Below are 24,902 nucleotides of genomic sequence, written 5' to 3'. Positions count from 1 at the left end.
GGGAGGGAGCCCGGAATGGCAAACGGTTCGGATACCCGTGTCAGAAGAACGCGCGCACCCCGAAGGAAATGGCGCGGCCGGGCAGCGGCACAGCGTCCTTGATGTAGGAGGTGGACAGGCGCGCTTCCTGGTTGCCCAGGTTCGTGCCGTCGGCAAAGATCTCCCAGCTCGTCGTGTCGCCCGTTTCCAACGTGTAGCTGACGTGCGCGTTGACCAGGGTGAAGCCGTCCGTCGGCGTTTCCAGCGGCGCGGTGCGGTCCTGCTTCCGATAGCGCACGATGCCCAGCGAGGCCCGCCATGCGTCGGCCGACCACTTCAGTTCGGTTCCCAGGCGCGCGGGCGCGATACGCGGAAGCGGCGTGCCGTCGTCCAGGCGCGCTCGTACCAGGTCACCCCAGACGCGCCAGTCGTAATGACCTCCCGCGGCCTCGCCGAGCTCGAAGGTCGCATCCGCTTCCACGCCGCGGAATCGTGCATCGTCCTGCGACCACTGGCGCACCGGCAGCTCATCTTCGACCTCGCCGGTATTGGCGAGGTAGATGAAGTCGTCGAAGCGATTGATGTAGCCCGATACCTTCGCGGATACAAAATCGCTGTGGTAGTGCAGCCCCAGCTCCACCTGCGAGGAGGTTTCCTTGCGCGCATCGGGCAGGCCGATCTCGAAGGAGTCGGTGGCGACGTGGGGGCCGTTGGCGAAGAGCTCTTCCTCGGCCGGCGCACGTTGCGCACGATCGAGGTTGAGCTGCACGTGCCAGGGCTCGGAGATCTCGAAGGCCAGGCCGGCGGAAAAGCTGACCGGTGAAAACTCGCGCTGCAGCGGGCCCTGCGGATCGGTCTTGTATTTTTCCGCGCGGGCGCCGAAGTCGACCTTCAGGCGTGACCATTCGCGTTGCTGCAGCGCGAAGAGCCCGAAGCTGCGCGTCAACGTATGCGGTACGAACGCCTCTTCGCCGATTGCCTGGAAATCGCGGCGCAGGAACTGCGCGCCGAAGGCGCCGCGCCAGCCGTCGAGTTCGCGCTGGATCAGCTCAACGCGCCCTTCGTTCGCGGTGTTGAGAAACACGGTTCCGACTTCATCGCCTTCAAATTCGGTGTGGCTGTAATCGGTATGGCCAAAGTCCACGCGCACCGACTCCAGCGGCGATTCGTCCAGGTGCCAGGCGGCGCGCAAGTCATGCCGCGTCTGATCCAGGTCGAGTGTGACGCCTGGTTCGCCCGTGGCCGGGTCGCCCGGCTCGGCCGGGTTGCCGTACCGGTTGAGGAAACGCGATACCGACACGCCGATAAATCCGTGGGTGCCAATCCACGACGCGCCGAATGAACCCGCCTTGGTCGTCAGCGCGCTGTTGGGGACGGTACCGTCAGGGCCGTCATAGTCGTCCGTTTCGCGATGGACGCCGTCGGCATGCAGGACGAAGTCACCAGCGGTGACGTCCAGACGCGCCATGCCGCTGCGCTCATTTGTATTGCTGTTGCCGCGCAGTTCGGCGCGGCCGGAAACGGCGCGTTCCGGGAGGCGTTCCGCAATCCGGCCGTCCACCACGTTGACGGCGCCGCCGATGGCGCCCGAGCCGTACAGCAAGGTGGCGGGGCCCTTGAGGATCTCGATCTGGTCCGCAAGGAACGGATCGATCGCGACGGCGTGATCCTGCGACACGGTGGAGACATCGCCCGAGCCGGACCCGTTGCTCAGCACGCCGACGCGCGCGCCTTCCATGCCGCGGATCACCGGCCGGCCGACGCCGGCCCCGAAAAACGTGGTCTGCACACCGGCTTCCCTGGCCACCGTCTCGCCGAGCGTGGCGGCCTTGGCATCGTCCAGCTCAGCCCCACTGAGCACGCTGACCGGAGCAATCACGGTTTCCGCATCCTGCTGGATCGGCATGGCAGTGACCTGCACGGCGTCGAGCTGGTGCGCCGCGTGGTCGCGCGGTGGTTTGTCTGTCGCGGCATCCGCGGCGGTTTCGGCCTGCAGGGCGCTGCTGAAGGAGGCCGCCATGGCCAGTGCGAGCAACGAACGCTTCATCGGTGACTCCAACCATCGATCTCAATAAGATATGTTATACTGTATCAAAATCTCCCCGCTACGGTCTGCCGAAAGTCATGCTGTGCGCCGCACAAGCCCATCCGATGCGCCCGTCCCATTCCCGCGTGAACGCTGAAAACACTCCGCCACCGGCCGACGCCGCATCCCATCGGCTGGCCCGTTTCGCTGATCGTTTCGGGGCGACGGCTTCGTTCCTGTGCGCGGTCCACTGTGCGCTGCTGCCGTTCGTGATCGCCTTGCTGCCCGCCATCGGCCTGGGTTTCCTGGCCGATCACGGCATTGAGCGTGGCTTCGTCACCTTCGCCTGCGTGCTGGCGACGGTGACGCTCTACCTGGGCTATCGCCGTCATGGCCGTGCGCTGGGGTTCGGTTTGCTGGTGCCGGGCATCGCGCTGCTGCTGACCGGCGTCCTGGTCGACTTCGACAGCTATGCCGGTGTGCACGCCGTGCTGGTGAGCGCCGGTGGAACCCTGGTGGCGCTGGCACACGTGCTCAACCTGCGCCTGACCCATGTGCACACCGAGCTGTGCCGCCACGGGTGATTGTGTAACCGCGCCGCGGCTGCCTAGCATGGCGGCGGTCCATGTGAAGACAGCGGTCCGATGAGTTCTCCGTTCACCCATTTTCGTCCGTTGCCCCCGGCCCATTCCGGTTGCGGCCATGACCATGGCGATGGCCACGATCACTCCCATGGCCACGACCACGCGGGTTCCAGCGGTGATGACCATGCCGGGGATACTCACGGTCACAGCCATGCCGAGCTCGATGACGAGCATCGCGCGCACCTGGCGCCCTACGCCGGTGACGACAAGCGCATCCGTCGCCTGCTGCTGGCCTTCGGCCTGACCACCATCACCCTGTTTGCGGAAGCGGTCGGTGGGTGGCTATCCGGTTCGCTCGCCCTGCTGGCGGATGCCGGCCACATGCTGGTCGATGCGCTGGCGCTGCTGTTCGCCTGGCTGGGTGCCCGCTTTGCACGGCGTCCGGCCGATTCGCGGCGCAGCTTCGGCTACGCCCGGCTGGAAGTGCTGGTGGGCTACACGAATGCGGTCTCGCAGCTGGTGCTGGTGCTCTGGATCGTCGTCGAAGCCGTCATGCGGTTCCTTTCCCCGGCGCCGATTCTTTCGGGAATGATGCTGGCGGTCGCCGTGGCGGGCTTGTGCGTCAACGTGCTCGTGCTGCAGGCACTGGGCCATCACGACCACGACGATCTCAACACCGCCGGTGCGCGGCTGCATGTCATCGGCGACCTGCTCGGCTCGGTCGGTGCGGTGTCGGCGGCGCTGGTGGTGCGTTACATGGGATGGCTGTGGGCCGACCCCGCGATTTCGATCTTCGTTGCGGCCCTGATCCTGTTCAGCGCGGTCCGTCTGCTCAAGCGCTCGGCGCACATCCTGCTCGAGGGCGTGCCGGAAGATGTCCGCGTCGACACGCTGGTACAGGTGCTCGAAGCCGAGGTATCCGGCGTGCGCGAGGTCCATCACGTTCACGTCTGGCAGCTGGCGGGCGGAGTGCGCGTGGCCACGCTGCACGCACGACTGAATGACGGCACCGCGCCCGACGAGGCGATCCTGGCCGTCGGACGCGCCCTGCGCGAGCATTTCCGGATCGAGCACGTGACGGTGCAGCTTGACGGAATCGTCTGCAGCGAACCCAAATGCGAGCCGGCCACGCCGCGTCCCCCGACCGGCTGCCATCACGCCCATTGAAGTGCCCCCGGGCAGCCGGCCGGACCGGCCGGTTTGCGCAGGGCGCCGGCGCTGGTAAGCTACGCGACCATTCGCATGATATTTCTGGAGTGATTCGAGATGGGCAAAGGCGACAAGAAGACGCGTAAGGGCAAGACCTATTCGGGCAGCTACGGCAACGTCCGTCCGCATTCGATCAAGACGACCGGTGCGTCCAAGGCCGTGAGCACGAAGTCCGCCGCGAAGAAGGCTGCAGCCCCGGCGGTCGCCAAGAAGCCGGCGGCGAAGAAGCCGGCGGCCTGATTCGCCCGCTTCCACGCTCTGGCTGGAATCACGAAACCCCTGCTCCGGCAGGGGTTTTTGTTTAAGGGACCGCCGGCAGATCAGCAGATACGGCGGCCACCGGCGTAAAGCGCGCGGCAGGGGTTGCCGCCCATCCAGTAACACAGTTCGGCCGGGTGCCGGATGCCCCATACCGCCACGTCCGCGCGAAGGCCCGTGGCCAGCGCGCCACGGTCGTTCAGGCGCAAGGCCCGGGCGGCGTGAACCGTGGCCCCGCGAACCGCCTCTTCGGGCGTCAGGCGGAAAAGGGTGCAGGCCATGTTCATGGCCAGCCGAAGCGACAGCAGCGGAGAGGTTCCGGGATTGAGGTCGGTGGCCACCGCCATTGGCACGCCGTGTTCGCGCAGCAGCTCGATCGGTGGCAACCGGGTTTCGCGCAGTGCGTAGAAGGCGCCGGGCAGCAGCACGGCGACCATGCCGCTGGCCGCCATCGCACGCACGCCCTGCACGCTGGTGTATTCCAGGTGGTCCGCGGACAGCGCCGAGAACTCGCTCGCCAGGGCCACGCCGCCGAGGTCGCTCAGCTGGTCGGCATGCAGCTTTACCGGCAGACCCAGGCCCCGCGCGGTTTCGAAAACCCGGCGCGTCTCGCTGTCGGTGAAGCCGATCTTCTCGCAGAACGCGTCCACGGCATCGGCCAGGCCGTTCGCCGCAATCGCCGGCATCATGTGGATGCAGACTTCATCGACGTAGTCCGACTGGCGCCCGGCGAACTCCGGTGGCACGGCGTGCGCGCCGAGAAACGTCGTGGAAACACCGATGCCCAGATCTTCACCGATGCGGCGCGCCACGCGCAGCATCTTCGATTCGGAATCAAGGTCCAGCCCGTAGCCGGATTTGATCTCGATCGTGCTGACACCCTCGGCAACCAGGGCGCGGGCGCGCGGCAGCGATTGGGCAAGCAGCGCGTCCTCGCTGGCGGTGCGCGTGTGTAGCACGGTAGAGACGATGCCGCCGCCGGAGCGGGCAATTGTCTCGTAGCTCACGCCATTGAGGCGCTGCTCGAATTCGGCGGCGCGATCACCACCGAACACCAGGTGGGTGTGGCAATCGATGAGGCCGGGGCTGACCCAGGCGTCATCGAGTGATTCGACCGTATCTGCCAGTTCCACCGGCATGCCCGGGAGATCCTGCACGCGGCCGGCGAAGGTCAGAACACCGTCTTTCCAGGCCAGCGCGCCGTTCTCGATGGCGCCGTAGGCATTGCCGTTGTCCGTGAGGGTGGCCAGGTGGCAGTCGATCAGCAGATGGTCCCAGGGTTTGTCCATGTGGGCTTGTCCAGAATCCGTATCGGCGCGGGCGCAGAGGGTAGCGTAGGGACGGTGGGGCTTGGCGTGCGGTCCGCAAGGCGCCACCATGCGCGCCAGTTTGCGGGACAGGGCGCAGATCGTCCACCGCAGTCAGATCACCCAGGAGGATGCGATGAGTGTGCTGCGTGCCGATCACGTATGGATGCCCCACGGTTGGGAATCGAGTATCGACCTGACCATCCGCGACGGCGTCTTCGCGACGGTGGCCCATTCCGGCGACGGGACCGCCGCGCGCCTGGGGCGCTGGGTCGTGCCCGGCATGCCGAACCTGCACTCGCATGCGTTCCAGCGCGCCATGGCCGGCCAGGCCGAACGCCAGACGGATCCGGCCGACAGTTTCTGGACCTGGCGCGAAACCATGTACGCCTTCGCCGGCCGTGTGCAGCCGGACGACCTGCGTGCCATCGCCGCCCAGCTGTACATGGAAATGCTCGAAGCCGGATTTACACAGGTGTGTGAATTCCACTATTTGCATCATCGTCCGGACGGCGGGCGCTACGATGATCCGGCCGCCATGTCGCGCGCCCTCATCGAGGCGGCGGAGCAGACCGGCATCGGCCTCACCCTGCTGCCAACGCTCTACCAGACCGGTGGATTCGATGGGCGCGCCCTGAGCGAGCGCCAGCGACGCTTTGCCCACGCCACCGACGCTTACCTGGATCTCATTGCTATCCTGCGCAAAGGGGAAAATGACACTTTGCGTGTCGGCGTCGCGCTCCACTCGCTGCGGGCGGTGCCGCCGGAGTCGCTGCGCGCCGTGCTGGAAAGCGGGCTGGTGGACGATGCCCCGATACACATCCACATCGCCGAGCAGACGGCGGAAGTCGACGATTGCCTCGCCGTGCGCGGCGCCCGCCCGGTGCAGTGGTTGCTCGACAATGCGCCGGTGGATGCCCGCTGGACCCTGGTGCACGCCACTCACCTGGATGACGCCGAAGTGCGTCGACTGGCCGAAAGCGGCGCGGTGGCGGGCCTGTGCCCGACCACCGAGGCCAACCTCGGCGACGGCGTGTTCCCGTTGCGCGGCTACCTGGATGCCGGTGGTGTCCTGGGCGTGGGCTCCGACAGCCATATTTCCGTTTCCCCCATCGAAGAGCTGCGCTGGCTGGAATACGGCCAGCGTCTCGTCGCGCGTCGCCGAAATATCGCTGTTTCCGAATCCAGCGACAGCGTCGGCGAAACCCTCTGGGGCGACGCCTTGTTCGGCGGTGCGCGGGCCAGCGGCGTGCCGATCGGCGCGATCGAAGCCGGTGCGGCACCGGCCGCCGGACACCGCGCCGACCTGCTGGTTCTCGATGATGCCGCGCCGCAGTTCGCGGGTCGCCCCAAGCACCAGGTGATCGATACGCTGGTCTTCTCGGGGAATCGCAATCTGGTGCGCGACGTGATGGTCGCCGGGCGCTGGTGCGTGCGCGACGGCCGTCACCGCGACCGCGACCTCATCGAGCAGCGCTACGCGGAAACGATCCGCCGCCTGCAGGATTGACGGGGCCGCGCCGCCGCCTCAGCGCGGCGGTTCGCGCAGGATACCGGCCAGCGTTGCCAGCGTTCCGTCGTGGCGGGCCGGCTGCATCTTGAGCAGATGGGTGAGTAGCGGATACACGTCGATGTTGTCGAACACCGGAATGACCTGGCGTGCCTTGAACGCCGGTCCCTGGGCCAGAAACAGGGCGCGCATCGACGGCAGGGCCGGGTCGTAGCCGTGCTCGCCGCGGGAGTGCCCCGCGGCATGCCGGTCTTCCCAGGCGCGCGTGGCGAACACCCAGCCTTCGGCGGCCACGCACACGATCGGCGGAATCCGTTCGTTACGCCCGTAGTGCAGGCGGGTGGGAATTTCGGACTTGCGCCAGCACTGGCGGTGCGGGTGCGGCGCCAGCAGGGTGCTGTCCGCATAGTGCTGCTGACCTGGCCGCGGACGGAAACCGGCGACCACGCCCACCGTCACCGGTTCGATCCGGTTGATGTCGATCTCGTCATCGATGGTCATCACTTGCTGCGGACTGGACGGGGCCTGGCCGTGGTCGGACACGACCACGGTATTGAGGCGCCCACGCAGGCCGCGCCGGTCCAGCTCGTCGAACAGGCGCCCGATCGCCGCGTCGATCTGGCGGAGCGCCTGGCCCAGGTCGGGTGAATCGGGTCCGACATCATGGCCGGCCCGGTCGACCTGCTCGAAATACAAGGTGATGAACCGCGGCCGCTGATCTTCGGGCAGGGAAAGCCATTCCAGCACCGCATCGACGCGCTCGTCCGGCGTCACCGAACGACTGAAGGGACGCCAGAAGCTCGGACGCACGCCAGCGATGGCGACGTCTGATCCCGGCCAGAACATCGTGGCGCTGCGGATTCCCTGGCGCTCCGCGCCCACCCAGATCGGTTCGCCACCCCACCAGGCGGGATCGGCGGTGGTCCTGGCATTGTTGTAGACGAAGTGCCGGCCGTTGGCGGCATCGTCAATGACATTGTGGACAATGCCGTGATGATCCGGGTAGAGACCGGTCACCAGGGTGTAGTGATTCGGAAAGGTCAGGGAGGGAAACGAAGGGCGCAGCCCTTCCGCGCGCACTCCCGTCGCCGCCAGGGCGGACAGGTGCGGGGTGACGCCGCGGTCGAGGTAGTCGGCGCGGAAGCCGTCGATTGAAATCAGTAGCAGGGGATCGGCCGGGGCAGATGCACGGCGGACGGGTTGGCTGCCGCACGCCGCGAGGCCGAGCGCAAGACAAAGCAGGGCAAGGACGCGGCAGGCGCGCCGGAGGGCGAAGGCGTTACTGGGCATGGCGGGAGTATGCCAAAGCGTCTTGTCGAGCGCCCGTCACGAAGAGGGCGCAGTGACTCACCACGGCGTCACGCCGAGGTGATCCTTCTCGACAGCGCCGTTACAATGCGCTAGCACGGTGCTGCCCGGTCGGCAGCACGCCCGGCCTATAATCGCCGCCTCTTTTCCGGAGATGGCCATGACTGCCCCGACCCGCATCGATACCACCCGCGTCGTCCGTGCCCCGCGCGGGAATACCCTTTCCTGCAAGAGCTGGCTGTCGGAAGCCGCCTTCCGCATGCTTCAGAACAACCTCGATCCGGAAGTGGCCGAGAACCCGGCCGAGCTGGTGGTCTACGGCGGCATCGGCCGCGCCGCGCGCAACTGGGAATGCTTTGACGCCATCCTGCGCAGCCTGCGCGAGCTCAACGACGATGAAACGCTGCTGATCCAGTCGGGCAAGCCGGTCGGCGTCTTCCCCACCCATCCGGACGCTCCGCGCGTACTCCTGGCCAATTCCAACCTGGTGCCGGCCTGGTCCACCTGGGAACACTTCAACGAGCTGGATCGCAAGGGCCTGATGATGTACGGCCAGATGACGGCCGGTTCGTGGATCTACATCGGCAGCCAGGGCATCGTGCAGGGCACCTACGAAACCTTCGTGGAAATGGGCCGCCAGCATTACCAGGGCAGCCTGCGTGGGCGCTGGATCCTCACCGCCGGCCTTGGCGGCATGGGCGGCGCCCAGCCGCTCGCCGCCTCGCTGGCCGGCGCCTGCTCGCTGACGATCGAATGCCAGCAGAGCCGCATCGATTTCCGCCTAAAGACCCGCTACGTCGACGAACAGGCCACCGACCTCGACGACGCCCTGGCCCGCATCGCCCGCTACACCGCCGCCGGGGAAGCCCGCTCGATCGCCCTCCTGGGTAATGCGGCCGATGTGCTACCGGAAATGGTCCGCCGTGGCGTGCGGCCCGATGCAGTGACCGACCAGACCAGCGCGCACGACCCGGTTAACGGTTACCTCCCGCTGGGGTGGACGGTCGAAGAGTGGCTGGAACGCAAGAAGTCCGACCCGGCCGGCACCCGCGATGCGGCCAAGAAATCCATGCGTGTCCATGTCGACGCCATGCTCGCGTTCCACCGCATGGGCGTGCCGACGTTCGATTACGGCAACAACATCCGCCAGATGGCAAAGGATGAAGGCTGCGAAGACGCCTTCGCCTTCCCCGGTTTCGTGCCGGCCTTCGTGCGCCCGCTGTTCTGCCGCGGCATCGGTCCGTTCCGCTGGGTGGCGTTGTCGGGCGATCCGGAAGATATCTATAAAACCGATCAAAAGGTAAAAGAGCTGATCCCGGACGACCCGCACCTGCACAACTGGCTCGACATGGCCGGCAAGCGCATCAGCTTCCAGGGCCTGCCGGCGCGCATCTGCTGGGTCGGGCTGGGACAGCGCCATCGCCTCGCGCTGGCCTTCAACGAGATGGTGCGCAACGGTGAGCTCAAGGCGCCGGTGGTCATCGGCCGCGATCACCTGGACTCCGGTTCCGTAGCCAGCCCGAACCGGGAAACCGAGGCCATGAAGGACGGCAGCGACGCGGTTTCCGACTGGCCGCTCCTCAATGCGCTACTCAATACGGCCGGCGGTGCCACCTGGGTGTCGCTGCACCATGGCGGCGGCGTCGGAATGGGATACAGTCAGCACTCGGGCGTGGTGATCGTCTGCGACGGCAGCGAGGCAGCTGACAAACGGCTGGCCCGCGTGCTGTGGAACGATCCTGGCACGGGGGTGATGCGGCATGCCGATGCCGGCTACGAGATTGCGCAGCAGTGCGCTCGCGAGCAGGGCCTGAAGCTGCCGATGCTGGGTGTGTAAGTGTGCTTGCAACCCTGTCGGAATGGCAGGGTTGCAAACCGGGTGCCGGTACGGCGGCGACGCTTTACCGGCGCACGAAGGTGTGCAACTCTTAGCGAAAGGGAACATGAGTTCCCGCGCGGTTTGTGTACTGCTGTCTACGAACGGTGCGTAGCGCCCGTCTGGCAGTCACCGGGGGCGAATTCACGCACTATTGTGCCGCTCAACAGGTAGCGATACAGTTCGCTACCCCATAGGTAGCGAGGTGCCCTATGTCGTTCCCAAGACCAGGCGAGCCGGTCCGCGGCTCACGTTCCGGTACGCCCGTCATGGCCCTGTTCGACCTCCTGGGCCGCCATTGGACAATGGGCATCATCTGGAATCTCGAACAAGGCCCGGCCACGTTCCGTGAGCTGCAGGCCCGTTGCGAAAACGTTTCTCCCACCGTGCTCAACCGTCGCCTCGCCGAATTGCGTGGCGCCGGCATCGTCGAGCACTCCGAGCAGGGCTACCGGCTGACGCGTCCGGGCACTGCGCTCTACGGCCTGCTGGTGCCCCTGGGCACCTGGTCCAAGAACTGGGCGCGGCGCCTCGAGCGCGAGTGACGCACAACGTCCAGGCATCCCACCGGCTTCGTTGCGGGCCGGTGGAAGGCCATCAGGGCCTGTCAACACCGGTGGAAGGGAAGGGGGCGGCGTCCAGCAGGCCGCCGTAGGAAAGTACGTCGCCGATGATCGGCACCGCGAATGTCACGTCGAAGCGGTAGCGCCCGTCTTCGATGCATTTGCCTGCGCGCGAACGGGGCAGCACCCATCGCGGCAGTGGAATACCTGCCAGCCAGGCACGACGTAGCTTCCAACGCCAGCCGCCGTTTTCAATTTGCACACCCAGCGCCAGCCGGACCGGCCCAGTCTGCTCGATCCAGCAGCCGTCCGGCCAATTCCCGGTGGGCGAGAACGTCGAACACATCCAGGCTGCGCCATCGCCGAATCGGCGGTCCCAGTGCAGGGCGCCGGCGTCGTGATAAATGTGCACGCGCATGGCGCAGCGCCCGGCGTGCGGCGGAATCCCCAGCCGACGCGCGATCCTTCGGCCCAGAACGCCCGCCACGCCGCTGCCAAGACGGATGTCGACCGTTCCCGACAGCTCACCACCCTGCCGATGCAACTGTTGCAGCAGCGGATGCAACTGTTCGAAGGCGGGGCCGAACCAGTCGCTGACCAGGGGCGTCACGGTGCGTGATCTCCACCTGCCGCGGCTTCGCCTGGCCTGCGCGTGCCGGCCACCTGCCACAACGTATGGCCGGAAAGCGCGTACTTCTGTTCGAAGGGTGTCAGTGCTTCATCAGGTGACGTGCACGCAATCGTATGCAGGTTCGTCTCCCATCCCAGCTGCTGCAGTGTTTGCGCCCACTCCTGCGCATAGATGGCCCAGTTCGTGCGCAGCACCGTACGGCGCGAACAGGCCAGGATGGCCGGCAGGATCGGATGCGCATGCCAGCGACGCTGTACCTGTTCGGGCTTCGGCCAGGGATTCGGATAGAGAAAATACTGGCAATGGAATCGCCAGCCGGCGCGTGCGGCCAGTGTCCAGAAATCCACAAGATCACAACGCACGAGAATGGCGTTAGACGGGTTTCCCGCGTGGCGGGAATGGCGTTCCCCGTTTCCAGCCGTGCGGCGGATTTGTCCACGCCGATGATCAGCGTGTCGGGGTGCTGCGCGGCCAGTTCCAGCGTGCTGGCGCCAGTGCCGCAGCCCGAATCGAGCACGCGCGGACGGTCATCGCTGGCCAGGCGCGCCGCGAGCGCGTCAAACGCCCGTTGGCCGTGGTCGGCAACGGGACGCCGGAACGGGCTTTCCCAATGACGCCGCACGATTTCCGCCAGCCTTGGATGTGGCCCGGACTGGGCGCTGTCGACGATGCGCGAATTGCCCTGCATGAATTTCCTATGGATAGGCCCGGCAAGCCTTGGATTTGGTGTGGCCGGGAGTTTACAGTCGCGCCTTCGACTTGCCGCCAGATCCCGTGTGTGCCAATGGGCGACGCCCGCCAGTATTTCGACCTTCCTTCCCCGTTCCCCATGAAACGCGGTGGCGTGCTGCACGGCGCCCGCGTGGCGTATGAAACCTGGGGTGAACTCAATGCCGCGCGCGACAACGCGATTCTGATCTTCACCGGCCTTTCGCCCAGCGCGCACGCGGCGTCCAACGCCGAAGACCCGAGCGCCGGCTGGTGGGAAGACATGCTCGGCCCCGGGCGCTACATCGATACGCGCCGCTGGTTCGTCATCTGCGTCAATACGCTCGGCAGCTGCAAAGGCTCGACCGGAGCGGCATCGATCAACCCCGCCACCGGCGAACCGTATCGGCTGGAATTTCCCGAACTGACTCTCGAAGACGCCGCCAATGCCGGCCACGCGCTCGTCAAAGGCCTGGGCATTGAGCGCCTGGCCTGTCTTCTGGGCAATTCCATGGGCGGTATGACGGCGCTGGCGTATCTGGCGCTGCATCCGGGCAGTGCGCGCAGTCATATCAGTATCTCCACCGCGCCGCAGGCGCAGCCGTTTGCCATTGCCATCCGCTCGCTGCAGCGCGAAGCCATTCGCCTGGATCCGAACTGGAACAACGGCCACTACACGGAAGAGCAGTATCCCGAGGCCGGCATGTCGATCGCGCGAAAGCTCGGCGTGATCACCTATCGCTCGGCCATGGAGTGGGTGGGCCGGTTCGCGCGTATCCGCCTGGAATCCGACCAGCGCGACGAAGAACCCTTTGGTGCGGAATTCCAGATCGAGTCGTACCTGGTCGGCCATGCGCGCCGATTCGTGCGTAACTTTGATCCAAATAGCTATTTGTATTTGTCTCGTGCCAGCGACTGGTTCGATGTCGGCGAGTACGGCGACGGCAGCGTCGCGCAGGGCCTCAGCCGCATTGCCCTGCAGCGCGCCCTGGTGATCGGGGTCGAGACCGACATCCTGTTCCCCCTGAGCCAGCAGGAGGAGATCGCCACCGGTCTGCGCGCCGGGGGCGCCGAGGTCGAATTCGTGGCCCTGGACAGCCCCCAGGGGCACGACGCCTTCCTGGTCGATATCACCCGTTTTGGCGCAGCCATCGCGCACTTCCTGGCGCGGCTGTAAACTCCGCGCCACGAAAGCCCTACTCGGACGCTCCAATGCTCACGCTGGATTTCCCAGGCGCCCGCCGCCTGGTCGACGCCCTCGACCGCGCCATCTGTCGCGACTGCCCCACTGAAATCACCGACCAGCTGCGCCACACCCTGTGCAAGCTGATCCGCGACCCGGAGGTGCGCCTGCCCGACTGCGTCTTCGAGCCCGTGGGCGACCACTACGCCCGGCGCGAGCTCTACGTCAGCGAAGAACACGGCTACTGCGTCATTGCCATGACCTGGGGCCCGGGGCAGGGCACCCCGATCCATGACCACGCCGGCATGTGGTGCGTCGAGGGCGTCTGGCACGGATCCCTCGAAATCACCCCCTACGAGCTCACCGGCCGCGATTCCGAACGCTACCGGTTCGAATCCCGTGGCACCATGATCGCCGGTGCCGGCTCGGCCGGCAGCCTGATCCCGCCCCACGAATACCACACCATCCAGAACCCCAGCGACGACGACGTCGCCGTCTCCCTGCACATCTACCGCGGCCCGATGACCTGCTGCAGCGTCTTCAAGCCCCTGGCCGACTGCTGGTACGAGCGCGACGAGCGCAAGCTCTCGCTCGACCTGACCCACTGATTCCCCGTGCCTCCCGGCCATCCGGGAGGCGCTTGGCCTCCGTCTGGCCCGCCCCGCGGGATTGCGCAATCGCCCACAACCCGTATACTGTGCGGCCTGCCTTTCGTCGGCGCATTCGCGCCCGACATGCACCGTGCCGGTGTGGCGGAATTGGTAGACGCGGCGGACTCAAAATCCGTTTCTGGCGACAGAGTGTGGGTTCGAGTCCCTCCACCGGCACCATTTCAGTTCTCCTCGCTGCGTTTCCGTACGTCAGCATCCGCCATGCAATTCCCTTCGTGTGACGCGCGATGCCTGTCGACGCGTGTTGTCAGTTTGCTACAAAGAACGTAACTGGAAAACGCGGCATCGTGTTCAGCGTGCCGGTGTCGTACGTCTTCTTTGCCGTACCGGTCGGCAAATCCGCGTCTCGCCGCTCGCCACGTGTTGCAACCGCTATGACTTTTTGTCACACGCCCGCTGCGTTGCCGGGTGTCACTTTCCTTGCAGAACAAACGATTAGCAGTGACCCGGCTGCAGGCGCGCGCATATTCGCCATCGTTGGCGGGCATCGAGTTTGCTAGCCTTTTCATCCTGGGGAAGCGCTGTCGTCTACGGGGATGACGCCGGCGCCGTGAATACGGTCATTGCTGAGGGCTTTCGTCCGCGGGTGCAGCGCCGCGTTCGAGCGCGCTAGGAGTTGGGGGATGCTGGTAACGTCGAAGAAGCCCGTCACGGGCTTCCGGTGGGTTTTTGTCGCCGCCGGATGGGCATTGTGCGGTTTGGCCAGCGCCGAGCCATGGACACTGGCAGCGGCAGCTTCGGACATCCAGGCTGTCGTACTGAGCCGCCCTGGCCAGAAACCGCTTCGATTGCGCGTTGACGACGGCACCGTCGACGCGGCCTGGCGTCTGCAACGCGTCTCGGGCGATCAAGCCGTGTTCCGCTGGGACCAGCGCTACCACGGCGAGGAATACACCGTGTCCGTACGCCTCGGCGAACGCATCGATTTCCACCAGTTGGCCGAATCCCTGGGCAAGAACGCGACCGGGCAGGTCCCGACGGTCGTGCAGCCCACCCGTACCCCGAAGCTTCGGACGCAACGCTGAGCGTCGCGTCCATCCTGTCCAAAGAAACTTCCATGTCGAATCTCAAAATGGTGTGGCGTGCCCTGGCAGCGGTGTTTGCGTCGGGGGCAATGGCCGTCGCTTCCGCTGCAACGACCGAACTGGTGAACGATGTCGATCTGCGGCTTCAGACGGCCGCGTCGGCTGCGCAGGTCCAGATTCGCCCGATGGCGGATGTCGGAAACATCACCGTGATCGAGCTCGACGGCGAGTACGCCCGCCCGCTGACCTCGCCGCGCATCGACGTCGCCCACACCTACTACACCAGACACCCGGACGATGTTGATTTCCTCATCGTCTTTACCACGTTCGAGTTCGATACCGGCCCCGCGACAGCGTTCTACTCGGCCATCCGCAACGATGTGACGGGTATTGGCATTCCGCCGGTGGATAACGGCGCGGCATTCGGCAGCCCGCAGCGCCTGCAGGGTTACATCGACATGGCGGCCACTGGCCGCTACGCGCTGAACCCGTCGGACGTGCGCTATCCGTCGACACTGAACGTACTGGCGCACGAAGTGATGCACCGGTGGGTCGCGGCGGTGCCGTTCCGCCAGGCCAACGGAAGCAACAGCAATGATCTCCTCGGCCGCGACGGCAATCACTGGAGCTACTTCCTCGATAGCGACGCCTCGGTCATGTACGGCAGCGACTGGACGCGCCGCGACGACGGAAAATACGTCGCCACCGACGTGAACCACCGCTACAGCCCGCTGGATCTCTACCTCGCGGGGTTTGCGGCGGCGTCCGAAGTGCCGCCGATGGCGCTGCTGCGCAATGCCGAAGGCGTCGCGACCGGCCTGCCCGTCCTGGGCGCGATAACGGCTGCGCAGACGGAATCCGTATCCATTGACCAGATTGTTGCTGCGGCAGGGCCGCGCTCGCCCGACGTGCAGGCATCGCAGCGCGAATTCCGCGCCGCCATCGTGTTGCTCAAGCGTCGGGGCGAGTCCATTCCCTCGCAGCTGCTGGCCCAGCTGGAACTGCTGCGAACGCGAATGCAGCAGCACTTTGCGCAGATGACCGACGGCCGTGCGCAGTTGCGCATCTTCAACAGCGCACGTCCCACGGATCGCATCGGGCGGCCGTATACCTTGCCGGTGGATCCACCTGCGGAAATTCCGCCGGGCCTGGCCGAGGCCGTCGAATGGCTCAAGCGCCAACAGCATGAGTCGGGTGAGTGGGCTGACCGGCCGACCACCGCGGTCCGTGACACGGCCGCGGCTATCGCCGCGCTCGAAGTGCTCGACCCTGCGTTTTCCGGTCTACCCAAAGCGCGCTATTGGCTGCAGACCCAGTCGCTCACCACGCACGACAGCCGCCTCGCGCGTGCCGCCACGTTGGTGGGAACGGACGATCTGCAGTCCGTCCAGGCGCAGCCCGGTGCAGGTGGCGGCTGGGGACTCAACAGATCCTTCGCCGCCAGTACGCTCGATTCGACCATGGTGGCCGAGGCCCTCACGCAGTACGGCCGCGACCCGGACGCCGTCCGGCGAGTCCTGGGCACGCTGGATGCCACGCAGAATGCCGATGGCAGCTTCGGAGTGGTGAACGGCGGGCGAGGACGCCTTCTGCCCACGCTCCGTGCCGCCCGGCTGCTGGCTCGCCATCGTGAACCTGCTGATCTTGCGCTGACCCGCGCCGCTGCCTGGCTGGGTTCACGGGTTGATGCCGCGGGTGTCGCGGGCGACGTCACGCCGTCTTTCCGTGACACGATCGAGCTCTACGCCCTGATCGGGCGGGTGCCGGTGGAAGAGGAAACAGGCCGCGCCGTGCGCGACCGGGTTCGTACGTGGCAGCAGGCCGATGGGAGCTGGGGCAGTGTCTACCTGACCGCAACCACTATCTCGGCCATGGTCGGCCTGGAGCGGCCCGATCTGGCCGTTGCCGGCGAAATAACCGCGACACCGGCGGCCCCCTCCGTGGGAGAGCGGGTGCGCCTGGAAGCTATTGTCACGAACAAGGGCCGGGTCTCCGAGATCACCGAGGCAAGGTGGTTTGATGGCGACCCCGCGGCCGGCGGCACGCTGATCGGTACCGTACCGATTCCGCGCCTGCAAGGCGGTTCGCAGCAACGCATCGTGGGCGACTGGGCCACCGATGGATTGAGCGGCACGCATGCCATCTGGCTGGTGCTCGATCCTGCCAACACGGTGCAGGAAGTCTCGGAGGCCAACAACACCGCCTCGCGCAGCGTGACGTTCCAGGCGAATCCGGAAGGTCCGGATGTAGCGGTCTACGCATCGGACATCACGGCGAATCCCGCTGCAGTCGACCAGTTTCCGCAGGACGTCACCGTCACCATCGTGGTGCGAAACATCGGCAATACGCCCGTCACGGCAGTGCCTGTCCGGTTGCAGACCGACTATGCGCAGCCGCAGCGGCTGGACGAGAAAACGGTGGATCTCCCCGCACGCGGCACGGCCACGGTGACGCTGCAATTCACCATGACCGATGCCAGCCAGGCGCGCTTGCGCGTACTCGCTGATCCTGAAAATCGTCTGTCCGAAGCCCGCGAAGACAACAACAACGCGCCCTTGATCGTCGCGCCCGTCTCGACGATTGATCTGGCTGTCAGTCCCGCGGATCTCACCATCGACGGCCCGGCAATCGTGGGCCAGGAAGTCGTCTTCCTCGTAACGGCGCACAACCGCGGCACCTTTGCTGCGCCACGCACGCAGTTCCGCGCGCAAGTCGTCCAGAACGGTACGACGTACGCAATCGGCGAGAGCTACATCGAGATTGCACCGGGTGGTTCGGTGCAGCGCCGGCTGACCTGGCGAACGCAGCAGGCAGGACCTGCGTCGTTGGCGGTGACGGTTGATTCGGCCAATACCGTGGCTGAATCCGATGAAACCAACAACGCGGCAACACTGGATTTCACCGTTACGCCGCCGACCGGCCCTGACCTGTTCCTCGTCGGCACCAGCCTGGCATTCAATCCAACGCCGGCGCAGCAAGGCGCGCCACTCACTGCGTCCGTGCAGCTGCGTAACGCCGGCTCCGCCATCACCGCACCGTTCACCGTAGCGCTCTACGCGCAATCGCCGGACGCCGGCGGTGCCTTGCTGGCACGCACCACGCTGCAGGGCATTGGTGAGGGGGCGGAACTGCTCGTCACCTTGACCAATGCCGATTACCCGCTGAACACAGAGCAGGCTCTCTATGTCGTGGCCGACGCCGATCACGTCATTGATGAAATCGACGAGGGCAACAACTTCACGGTCAAGTCGCTGGCGGTTCGTCCCTTGCCAGATCTTGCCGTCAATGCCGCGGGAATCACGCTTGTGCCGGCGCTGCCCGTGCCGGGGCAACCCGCGCTCACGCGCATCAGTGTGCGTAACCTCGGCGGGCAGGATGCCTCGAATATCCTCGTGCGCCTGATCCAGGGTGATGCGAGCGGCGCGGTGATTGCCGATAAACCCGTCAGCACCATTCCCGCGCACGGCACCGTCGAGCTGCAGTGGGAATGGACACCGAATGAGAACACCGGTGCGGTGACCGTGGTTGTCGATCCCGCGGGCACCGTGCGCGAGGTCACCAAGGAGAACAACACCGCCACTCTGCCGTTCGATACGCAGAATTCGAATTTCTATACGAGTGAGCGCTACATTTCACCGAATGGCGATGGCATCCGCGATGAGACGGCAGCGGTATTTCGTGTAACAGGCAGCCGCGAGGTCTTCGTCACGGCGGAATCCCGTAGCGGTGTCGTAGTGCGTCAATTCCCACCGATCACGACCACTGGCGATGGCCGTGGCCAGCTGGTGTGGCGTGGCGAACACGATCTTGGCGGAACGGTGCCCGATGGTGACTATTTCCTGATCGTCCGCGATGCGCAGCGGGCCGAGCTGGCCCGGGCCACGGTTGTGGTCGATACCGATCGCAGTTCCGTTCTGGAGGCGGTCGAAACGCGCTATGCGCATGCTTTCATCGTGAACCTGTACAACCTCCTTCCCGGCCCCGCCGGCGAATCGGCGAACTACCTGTTTGGGTACACCAATTCGCCGTTGGGTTCTTCGGTCGCCAGTGGCATCTACCGTGTCCACCGGCACTCGGGTGTGCGGGAAACGGTAATGAGCCCGGTCCGGGGCAACCAGCTTCCGGCGCGTGTGCAGTCGTTCGTTCTCAGTCCCGACGGTACTCGTCTGGTATTCACGCTGGAGAACGGTGGTGGCGTCTATTCGGCCAACGCGCTGGGTTCCGACGAAATCAGCGCTATCGCCGGCGCGGGATACGGGGCGGCTGGTTTCTTCGATAACAATGAGCTGGTCGTGGGAGCTATGGGGCGTCCCGCAGAAATCTTCGACTTCCGCACCAATCAGTTCCGGTCGTTCCGAATGCTGCCGCCGGGGGTTCCACAATTCACACCCCACGGCATTCTGGTGAAGGAACACCAGCTGTTCACGGACTTCATCCCACGCGACCCGGCCGAGCCCGTGGTGCCGCTGGCGCGACCGGTAGAGTCGGGCGCGGAAACGCCGCCACACACGCTGCTTGACGCTGGACGCAGCCACGTGGCCGTTCGTGAAATCAAGAATGGCCGCACCTTCATCCGGATCGTGGACCTGCGTACATCGCAGCAACGGACGATTGTCGATCGCCCGAATCAGCCGCAGGAGCCTGGCCGCGCTGAGGTCGCGTTTGACTGGTTTGAGCGCGGAAACGTCTTGCTCGTGCTGGACGCGCAGACACGTCGCCTGACTCACTATTCGCCGGAGGGTGTCGCCATGGCACAAGCGGAGTTGCCGCCGTTTGCCCGTGTCGGCGATTACGTGCAAGAGCCTGGCAGCCCGCACCATTACCTGTTTGCCGAAGCCAGGTACGATGGTCTGGCCACCGTCGTCAACACCATCTGGCTGAATGGTGATATGACCTTCTACGATCCGCTCCGGCGCCAGATTCATCTGACCGTCTCGGAATGGATCGTTCATGACGGTTTCGCCGAACCGCTCTACAAGCAGGGCGCCACCGAGTTCTTTACCACCGGGCTCGAAGACACGCAGATCCGCACCGAATGGCAAGGCACCGGTTGGCCGCTGGAACTGCCAGCCGACCAGGATCGTTACCCCGCTTTCGCGGACGTCGGCCGCGAGTGGCCAGAGTACTGGCCGGTGCTGACCATGAACGACGGCGCACGGTTGCTTGCCGACGGCCGCGTGCAATACGCCGGTGGTGGCGTGACCGCAGCGCGTTGGCGAGAGGGAAGTGGGATTAACGAGGTCTCCGCTGACCAGACTTCAGCGCTGTCCGGTGGCCAGGTCTTCACTACCCGCATGAACACGGCTGCCGGTATTCGCGCGCGGTCTACGGGCGCTGCGATTGAGCTGTCGGGCACAGCCGCTGATCGCAACTTCCAGCGCTACGAGCTGGAATACGCGCACGTCGGCGCCCCGAACGTGTGGTACGCGATTACCGATCCCAGCGCCACCGAAGTCATCGATGACGTATTTCTGAGCTGGGTACCGCCCGATCCCGGCGCCTATGTCGTACGACTGACCGTGTTCGATCGCGCTGGCAACCGCCGCGCCGCCTCCACGACGGTGACCTCGGCCGCTGCTTCGCCCGCGATCACCCGCGCCTCTGCCAACGAACGCTACATCTCGCCGAATGGCGATGGCGTCAAAGAGAGCGTCACGGTTCGATTCACCGTTCGGCGGCCAACGAGTATGGTCGTCACAGTGAAGGGTGGACAGGGCGAGGTCTACCGGACCGAGCGGAACTACGGCCCTGGTGATGTGGGCACTCAGACGGTTACATGGGGAGGTGAGGGACAGAATGGTGCCATCGTGCCCGACGGGACTTACTGGCTGACAGTTGAAGGGTTTGCATTCGCCGTGGTGGTGGACACCGTCGCGCCCGGAGCGAAAGCGACCTTCAAAGGCATCGTCGTTCCGACAGACGAAAAGCCACACGCGGCCGAACTGACGTTCAGCGCGGATGAGGAACGTGTTCAGTACGTGGTGGAAAGCAGCGCTGACGGATTTTCCACAACAACGGAACACGGGTACGGCGAATACAGCTCCTCCGGAACGACGGCGCTCCATTTCGGAGACACGGAACTGGCGAGAACACACACGTTCCGCATGACGACGACCGATGTGGCGGGCAATCGCTCCGTTGCGGTTGCGCAAAAGCCGCGTGAGCGGCTGATCTTGTCGCTCTTCTACAACGAGACGACGCGGCGGCTACGGCACGTCTATGATCATGGTGACGGCGACGTACCCGTCGTTGTCGATGGCCCACATAAGGCGCTCAAATTTGATTCTGGCACGACGGATCAGTTTCTGGTCGCTGTCAATGCAGCAGGGCCGATGCGCCGGATTTCCATCCAGATGGCGCCGCGCGAAGCTACGCAGTGGACAGATCTGGGCGAGGCAACAATATCGGAAGTAGATTGCCGGGCGAGCGTCAAGCGTTGCTTCAACTCGCCTTCCTTCGCCGTAGCGATACCGACATCGCTGGAACGCGGCTACTACTACCATCTGAGACTTCGTGGCGAGACGGAGACGGGAGAGATCCATCACTCCAATCAGGTCGTTGTATACGTCGGGGGGATTGACAAGCCGTATTGCCCAGGTGAAGACCCGAGCGCACCCCCTAAAAATCCATTCGTCCGTGTCCATGAATTTGTTCCAGGGGTGTTGCGGTCTCCCGTGCTGCGGCATTGGTCCGACAACGGTCCGATTCAGAGCAAGGAGCCCACTTTTGTGCGGGACGGCCTGCTTGAGTTCTTCCCGCCAGGCGCGGACATGTTCCGGGTGGAAGGATTCGACGCGGACGGGGAGCGCGTTGTCAGCGAACCAACATTCTGCCGTGAGGTTGATGAACCGCTGTTCAGGTTCTCTCTGAAGCAGGAGGCAGTAGTTCACGATGGCTGCGACGGCGTGCCGACCGACAAGGCGCGACTGGTTCTCGAGGTGAGCCAGGTTGAGGACCTTTTTGTAGACGATTGGATCGTCGTCAATCCAATGCCGTGGCCGCACACCGTGCGCTGGCGCTATCTGAACCTGAGTACCGGCCAATGGGAGACCTCGCCTGACCAATACACGCGGATGATCGGCGTGCTGGGCGACGTTCATTTCCCAATGCTGGATACCACCGGCTGGCCAGAAGGGCAGATGGAAGTCGTCCTTGAAGGTAAGTCTGATGAGGTCTGGCAGACACTCCGCCGCACGCACGTCCAGATTGAGAAGACGCCGCCCACGATCAACCTCCAATACCCCGTAGCTGGCACGAAACTCTGCGCCAACTCAGGCATCCCGTTTCGCGCCGGTATTCAAGCCGCCAGCCGGCAAGAGTACGAAGTCTCCATCGGCAACGGCGTGAGCCCCAGCGCCTGGACGAAGCTCGATGGCGGCTATCGCTGTGTCGGCGACTGCTATATCCCGCTGACACAGTCGTCCACGGTGGTTCAAAGCAGCATGCCGGTTCCCCGCAACATCAGCGGCCTCGCCGCTGTGCGCCTGAAAACGGTGGGCTACTCGGGCGGTCCGGTGTGCGAGATGGCACATGTGGAAGTTGACAACACTGTCAAGCTGGTCGAGCGAATGGCGTCGGGCAATCTTGTGACCCACCAGGGGCAGCTGATCCGCGCGATCACGCATTCGGGATATCCCAACTTCGCCCAGTCGGATATTCACCTGCGTGCGACGGAACCCGTCACGGTCGAAGCGAAGGTGCTTCGCATTGACACCGTTCTTCGAACACTGGATGTCAGCGTTGCTGGCGAATCAATCGATGTGGTGTGGGACGGTCGCGTCAACGGGGACCTCGTTGCCGATGGCGAATACGAAATCCTGATCGAGGCGAAGGACGACTGCGGCAATGAGCGCGAGCTGCGCTATCCCGTCATGGTCAAGACCACACCGCCGACAGTGGGCTTCGCAGAACCGGAAGCCGGTGACATCGTGCTCTCGGCCATCGTCGACATTCGCGGGGATGTGCAGGATTCCTTGCTCGAACGCTGGGTGCTGTCTGTGGCGTCCGCGGCGGCACCGAACAATCTGGCCCAACTGACCTCGAATACGAATGTCATCCACAGTACGCAGTCGATGTTCGCATGGTCACGCGGGCAAGAGACCGGCCCCGTCGAATTCGTGCTGCAGGCGAAGGACGCGATCGGCAACGCGGCCGAAGCCCGGCGTGCGATCGTTCTGGGCGAACCGGCAAAATTGATCGGTGCATTCTCCGCAGAGCCGACCCTGTTCTCGCCCAACGGCGACGGCGTTCGCGACGTCACGCGCTTGAATCTGTCGATGCTTCGCGATGCAGATGGCGTCGTCCGCGTCGAGAACGCGAGCGGGCAGGTAGTGGCGACCGTACACACCGGATCCGTCTCCGCTGGGCAAACGGCCTACGTGTGGAACGGGCTGGTCGGCACCACCGCTGCGCCGGACGGCGAATACACCGTTCGCGTATTGGCATCAGACCCGACAAATACCGTGTCTCCGGAAGAGGCTTCGGTGCCCGTCATCGTCGATACCACCAAGCCGACGATTACTGGACTTCAGCCGGCGACGCCGTTCATCCGCGCTGGCGGCGCCATGCAGTTCTCGGTGGCCGATGCCCATTTCCAGGATTACCAGGCCGACATCGTTCCGTTGTCGGGCGGCGAACCCATCGCGTCCAGCCAGGGCACGGTCGCTGGCGCGATCACCCTGACGATTCCGCCCGACGCGCCAGAAGGCAGCTACGCACTGCGCCTGCGTGTACGTGATGCGGCCGGCAACCAGTCGGAACAGGATGCCACCTATCACCTCGATGCGACGCCACCTACCGTCATCCTGTCGGCACCGGCCGATGGCGAGATCATGCAGGCCGCATCGTCCAACGCCATCAAAGGCTCGGTGCAGGATCCGAATCTTGCGGCGTATACGCTGGCTATTGCTACAGAAGGCAGCGACACGTGGGCAAACCTTGCGCAGGGCACCAGCGCGCTGACGGATGCCGAGATTATCGCGTGGACCCCGGCGGTTCCCGATGGCACCTATCAATTGCGCTTGAAGGCCGAGGATGCCGCCGGAAACGCGGCGGAAGACGTCCGCACCGTGATCGTTGATCGCACCCCCTGTCGCGCGAGTCACTGCACCGGCCAACGATGCCTACGTCAGCGACCCGCTGGTTGCGACCGGGAGCGCGACGGATGCGCATTTCGCCGAGTACCGTCTGAGCGTTGCGCCCGTCGGGCAGACACCGGAACAGTGGTCCGACATCCACCGCGGCGAGCAGCCCGTGGATGCGGCGCAACTGGCCAGCGTGCAACTGCTGCAACCGGATGGCGACTACCAGCTGCGCCTGACCGTAAGCGATCGCGCCGGATTGATTAGCAGCGACACCGTTCGCATCCATCGGGATGCGTCTGCGCCGCCAACACCACTGGAGCTGGTCGGTCGCGTGGATAACCGTCGCGACGTCGTGCTTGATTGGCGCGCCACGTCTGTCGCCGATCTGGCGGGGTATCACGTCTACCGCGGTGGTGTACGCATCACCCCGCAGCCTGTTCCGTCGACACACTACGTGGATGCCGGTGCGCCGCAAGGACGCCCGCAATACCACGTCGTCGCCATCGACCGTGCCGGCAATGAAAGCGATGCCAGCAACAGCGTCAGCCTGGTCGTCGATTACTCGCCACCGGAGGTGTCGCTGATAGCGCCCGCATCGGAAGAGCGTATCCGCGGTGTGGTGAGAGTCGCCGGCACGGCCTACAGCACAGGCGACTTCCATGCCTACCAGCTGACGGCCGAGCCGATCGACCCGCCATCGGCTGCCGTCACCTTGCGCAGCGCCACGACGCCGATCCAGGCAGGCGTTCTCGCGGAGTGGGATACAACCGTATTCCCGCTGGAAACCCGCGTGCGCCTGCGGTTGAAGGCCGACGACGATAGCGGCAATGAAGCCAGTACCGAGCAGGTCGTCGTGGTGGACAACGAGCCACCCGCTCCGCCGCGTGATCTGGTCGCTGTGCGTGCCTCCACTGGCGGCGCTGTCTGCGCCAGCCTTGCCGGCAGCGGCAGCGATGCACGCGTGTGCTGGGCGCCCAACAA

Annotated in this window: 15 protein-coding genes and 1 tRNA gene; 11 read left to right on the top strand and 5 right to left on the bottom strand. The window is 65.1% G+C overall.

The window, feature by feature from the left end:
* Window positions 1-40: 40 nt before the first annotated feature.
* Entirely contained in the window at window positions 41-2,026 is a 1,986-nt protein-coding gene (locus N4264_RS20360) for a TonB-dependent receptor (protein WP_261694060.1), read from the bottom strand.
* Window positions 2,027-2,130: 104 nt separating this feature from the next.
* On the opposite strand from N4264_RS20360, the gene N4264_RS20355 reads away from it, so the two are divergent.
* The 3 genes from N4264_RS20355 (at window position 2,131) to N4264_RS20345 (ending at window position 4,038) form a co-directional block, all read left to right on the top strand.
* Window positions 2,131-2,589: a MerC domain-containing protein gene (locus N4264_RS20355; protein WP_261694059.1), complete on the top strand. Its 459-nt coding sequence runs from the start codon at window positions 2,131-2,133 to the stop codon at window positions 2,587-2,589.
* A 60-nt stretch (window positions 2,590-2,649) separates the two neighbouring features.
* On the top strand, window positions 2,650-3,756 hold the full coding sequence (locus tag N4264_RS20350) for a cation diffusion facilitator family transporter (RefSeq protein WP_261694058.1): 1,107 nt from the start codon (window positions 2,650-2,652) through the stop codon (window positions 3,754-3,756).
* A 99-nt stretch (window positions 3,757-3,855) separates the two neighbouring features.
* Entirely contained in the window at window positions 3,856-4,038 is a 183-nt protein-coding gene (locus tag N4264_RS20345; RefSeq protein WP_261694057.1) for a 30S ribosomal protein THX, read from the top strand.
* An 80-nt stretch (window positions 4,039-4,118) separates the two neighbouring features.
* Here N4264_RS20345 and hutI read toward each other — a convergent pair whose 3' ends face one another.
* Window positions 4,119-5,345, bottom strand: coding sequence for an imidazolonepropionase (gene hutI, locus N4264_RS20340; RefSeq protein ID WP_261694056.1), 1,227 nt, complete (start codon window positions 5,343-5,345; stop codon window positions 4,119-4,121).
* 154 nt (window positions 5,346-5,499) lie between these two features.
* Here hutI and N4264_RS20335 point away from each other — a divergent pair, with 154 nt between their 5' ends.
* Complete coding sequence (locus tag N4264_RS20335) at window positions 5,500-6,873, top strand: formimidoylglutamate deiminase (RefSeq protein WP_261694055.1); 1,374 nt, start codon at window positions 5,500-5,502, stop codon at window positions 6,871-6,873.
* 18 nt (window positions 6,874-6,891) lie between these two features.
* On the opposite strand, the gene N4264_RS20330 is transcribed toward N4264_RS20335, so the two are convergent.
* The gene (locus tag N4264_RS20330; protein ID WP_261694054.1) at window positions 6,892-8,163 is read right to left on the bottom strand and encodes an alkaline phosphatase family protein; all 1,272 of its coding nucleotides are present in this window, start codon (window positions 8,161-8,163) and stop codon (window positions 6,892-6,894) included.
* A gap of 178 nt (window positions 8,164-8,341) precedes the next feature.
* Between N4264_RS20330 and hutU the strand changes: the two genes are divergently transcribed.
* On the top strand, window positions 8,342-10,018 hold the full coding sequence (gene hutU, locus N4264_RS20325; RefSeq protein WP_261697667.1) for a urocanate hydratase: 1,677 nt from the start codon (window positions 8,342-8,344) through the stop codon (window positions 10,016-10,018).
* 308 nt (window positions 10,019-10,326) lie between these two features.
* Window positions 10,327-10,602, top strand: a complete 276-nt coding sequence (locus tag N4264_RS20320; RefSeq protein WP_261694053.1) for a winged helix-turn-helix transcriptional regulator — start codon at window positions 10,327-10,329, stop codon at window positions 10,600-10,602.
* A 52-nt stretch (window positions 10,603-10,654) separates the two neighbouring features.
* Here the strand turns inward: N4264_RS20320 and N4264_RS20315 are convergent, their stop codons facing one another.
* Both N4264_RS20315 and N4264_RS20310 read right to left on the bottom strand, forming a co-directional pair.
* On the bottom strand, window positions 10,655-11,185 hold the full coding sequence (locus N4264_RS20315) for a DUF4166 domain-containing protein (RefSeq protein ID WP_261694052.1): 531 nt from the start codon (window positions 11,183-11,185) through the stop codon (window positions 10,655-10,657).
* 41 nt (window positions 11,186-11,226) lie between these two features.
* On the bottom strand, window positions 11,227-11,613 hold the full coding sequence (locus N4264_RS20310) for a class I SAM-dependent methyltransferase (protein ID WP_261694051.1): 387 nt from the start codon (window positions 11,611-11,613) through the stop codon (window positions 11,227-11,229).
* 422 nt (window positions 11,614-12,035) lie between these two features.
* Here N4264_RS20310 and metX point away from each other — a divergent pair, with 422 nt between their 5' ends.
* From metX to N4264_RS20285, 5 genes are all read left to right on the top strand, one after another.
* The gene (gene metX, locus N4264_RS20305) at window positions 12,036-13,136 is read left to right on the top strand and encodes a homoserine O-acetyltransferase MetX (protein WP_261694050.1); all 1,101 of its coding nucleotides are present in this window, start codon (window positions 12,036-12,038) and stop codon (window positions 13,134-13,136) included.
* A 35-nt stretch (window positions 13,137-13,171) separates the two neighbouring features.
* A complete protein-coding gene (locus tag N4264_RS20300) occupies window positions 13,172-13,750 on the top strand; it encodes a cysteine dioxygenase family protein (RefSeq protein ID WP_261694049.1) in 579 nt (192 codons plus the stop codon).
* Between the two features lie 135 nt (window positions 13,751-13,885).
* Window positions 13,886-13,972, top strand: a tRNA-Leu gene (locus tag N4264_RS20295).
* A 464-nt stretch (window positions 13,973-14,436) separates the two neighbouring features.
* Window positions 14,437-14,838: a hypothetical protein gene (locus tag N4264_RS20290; protein ID WP_261694048.1), complete on the top strand. Its 402-nt coding sequence runs from the start codon at window positions 14,437-14,439 to the stop codon at window positions 14,836-14,838.
* A 32-nt stretch (window positions 14,839-14,870) separates the two neighbouring features.
* Window positions 14,871-24,185 carry a CARDB domain-containing protein gene (locus N4264_RS20285; RefSeq protein ID WP_261694047.1) on the top strand — a complete coding sequence of 3,105 codons (9,315 nt, stop codon included), beginning with the start codon at window positions 14,871-14,873 and terminating at the stop codon, window positions 24,183-24,185.
* Window positions 24,186-24,902: the final 717 nt, after the last annotated feature.

The organism is Tahibacter amnicola (assembly GCF_025398735.1).
Lineage (GTDB): Bacteria > Pseudomonadota > Gammaproteobacteria > Xanthomonadales > Rhodanobacteraceae > Tahibacter > Tahibacter amnicola.
Note: the sequence above shows the minus strand (reverse complement) of the source record. Positions and strands in the feature narration are given on the sequence as shown.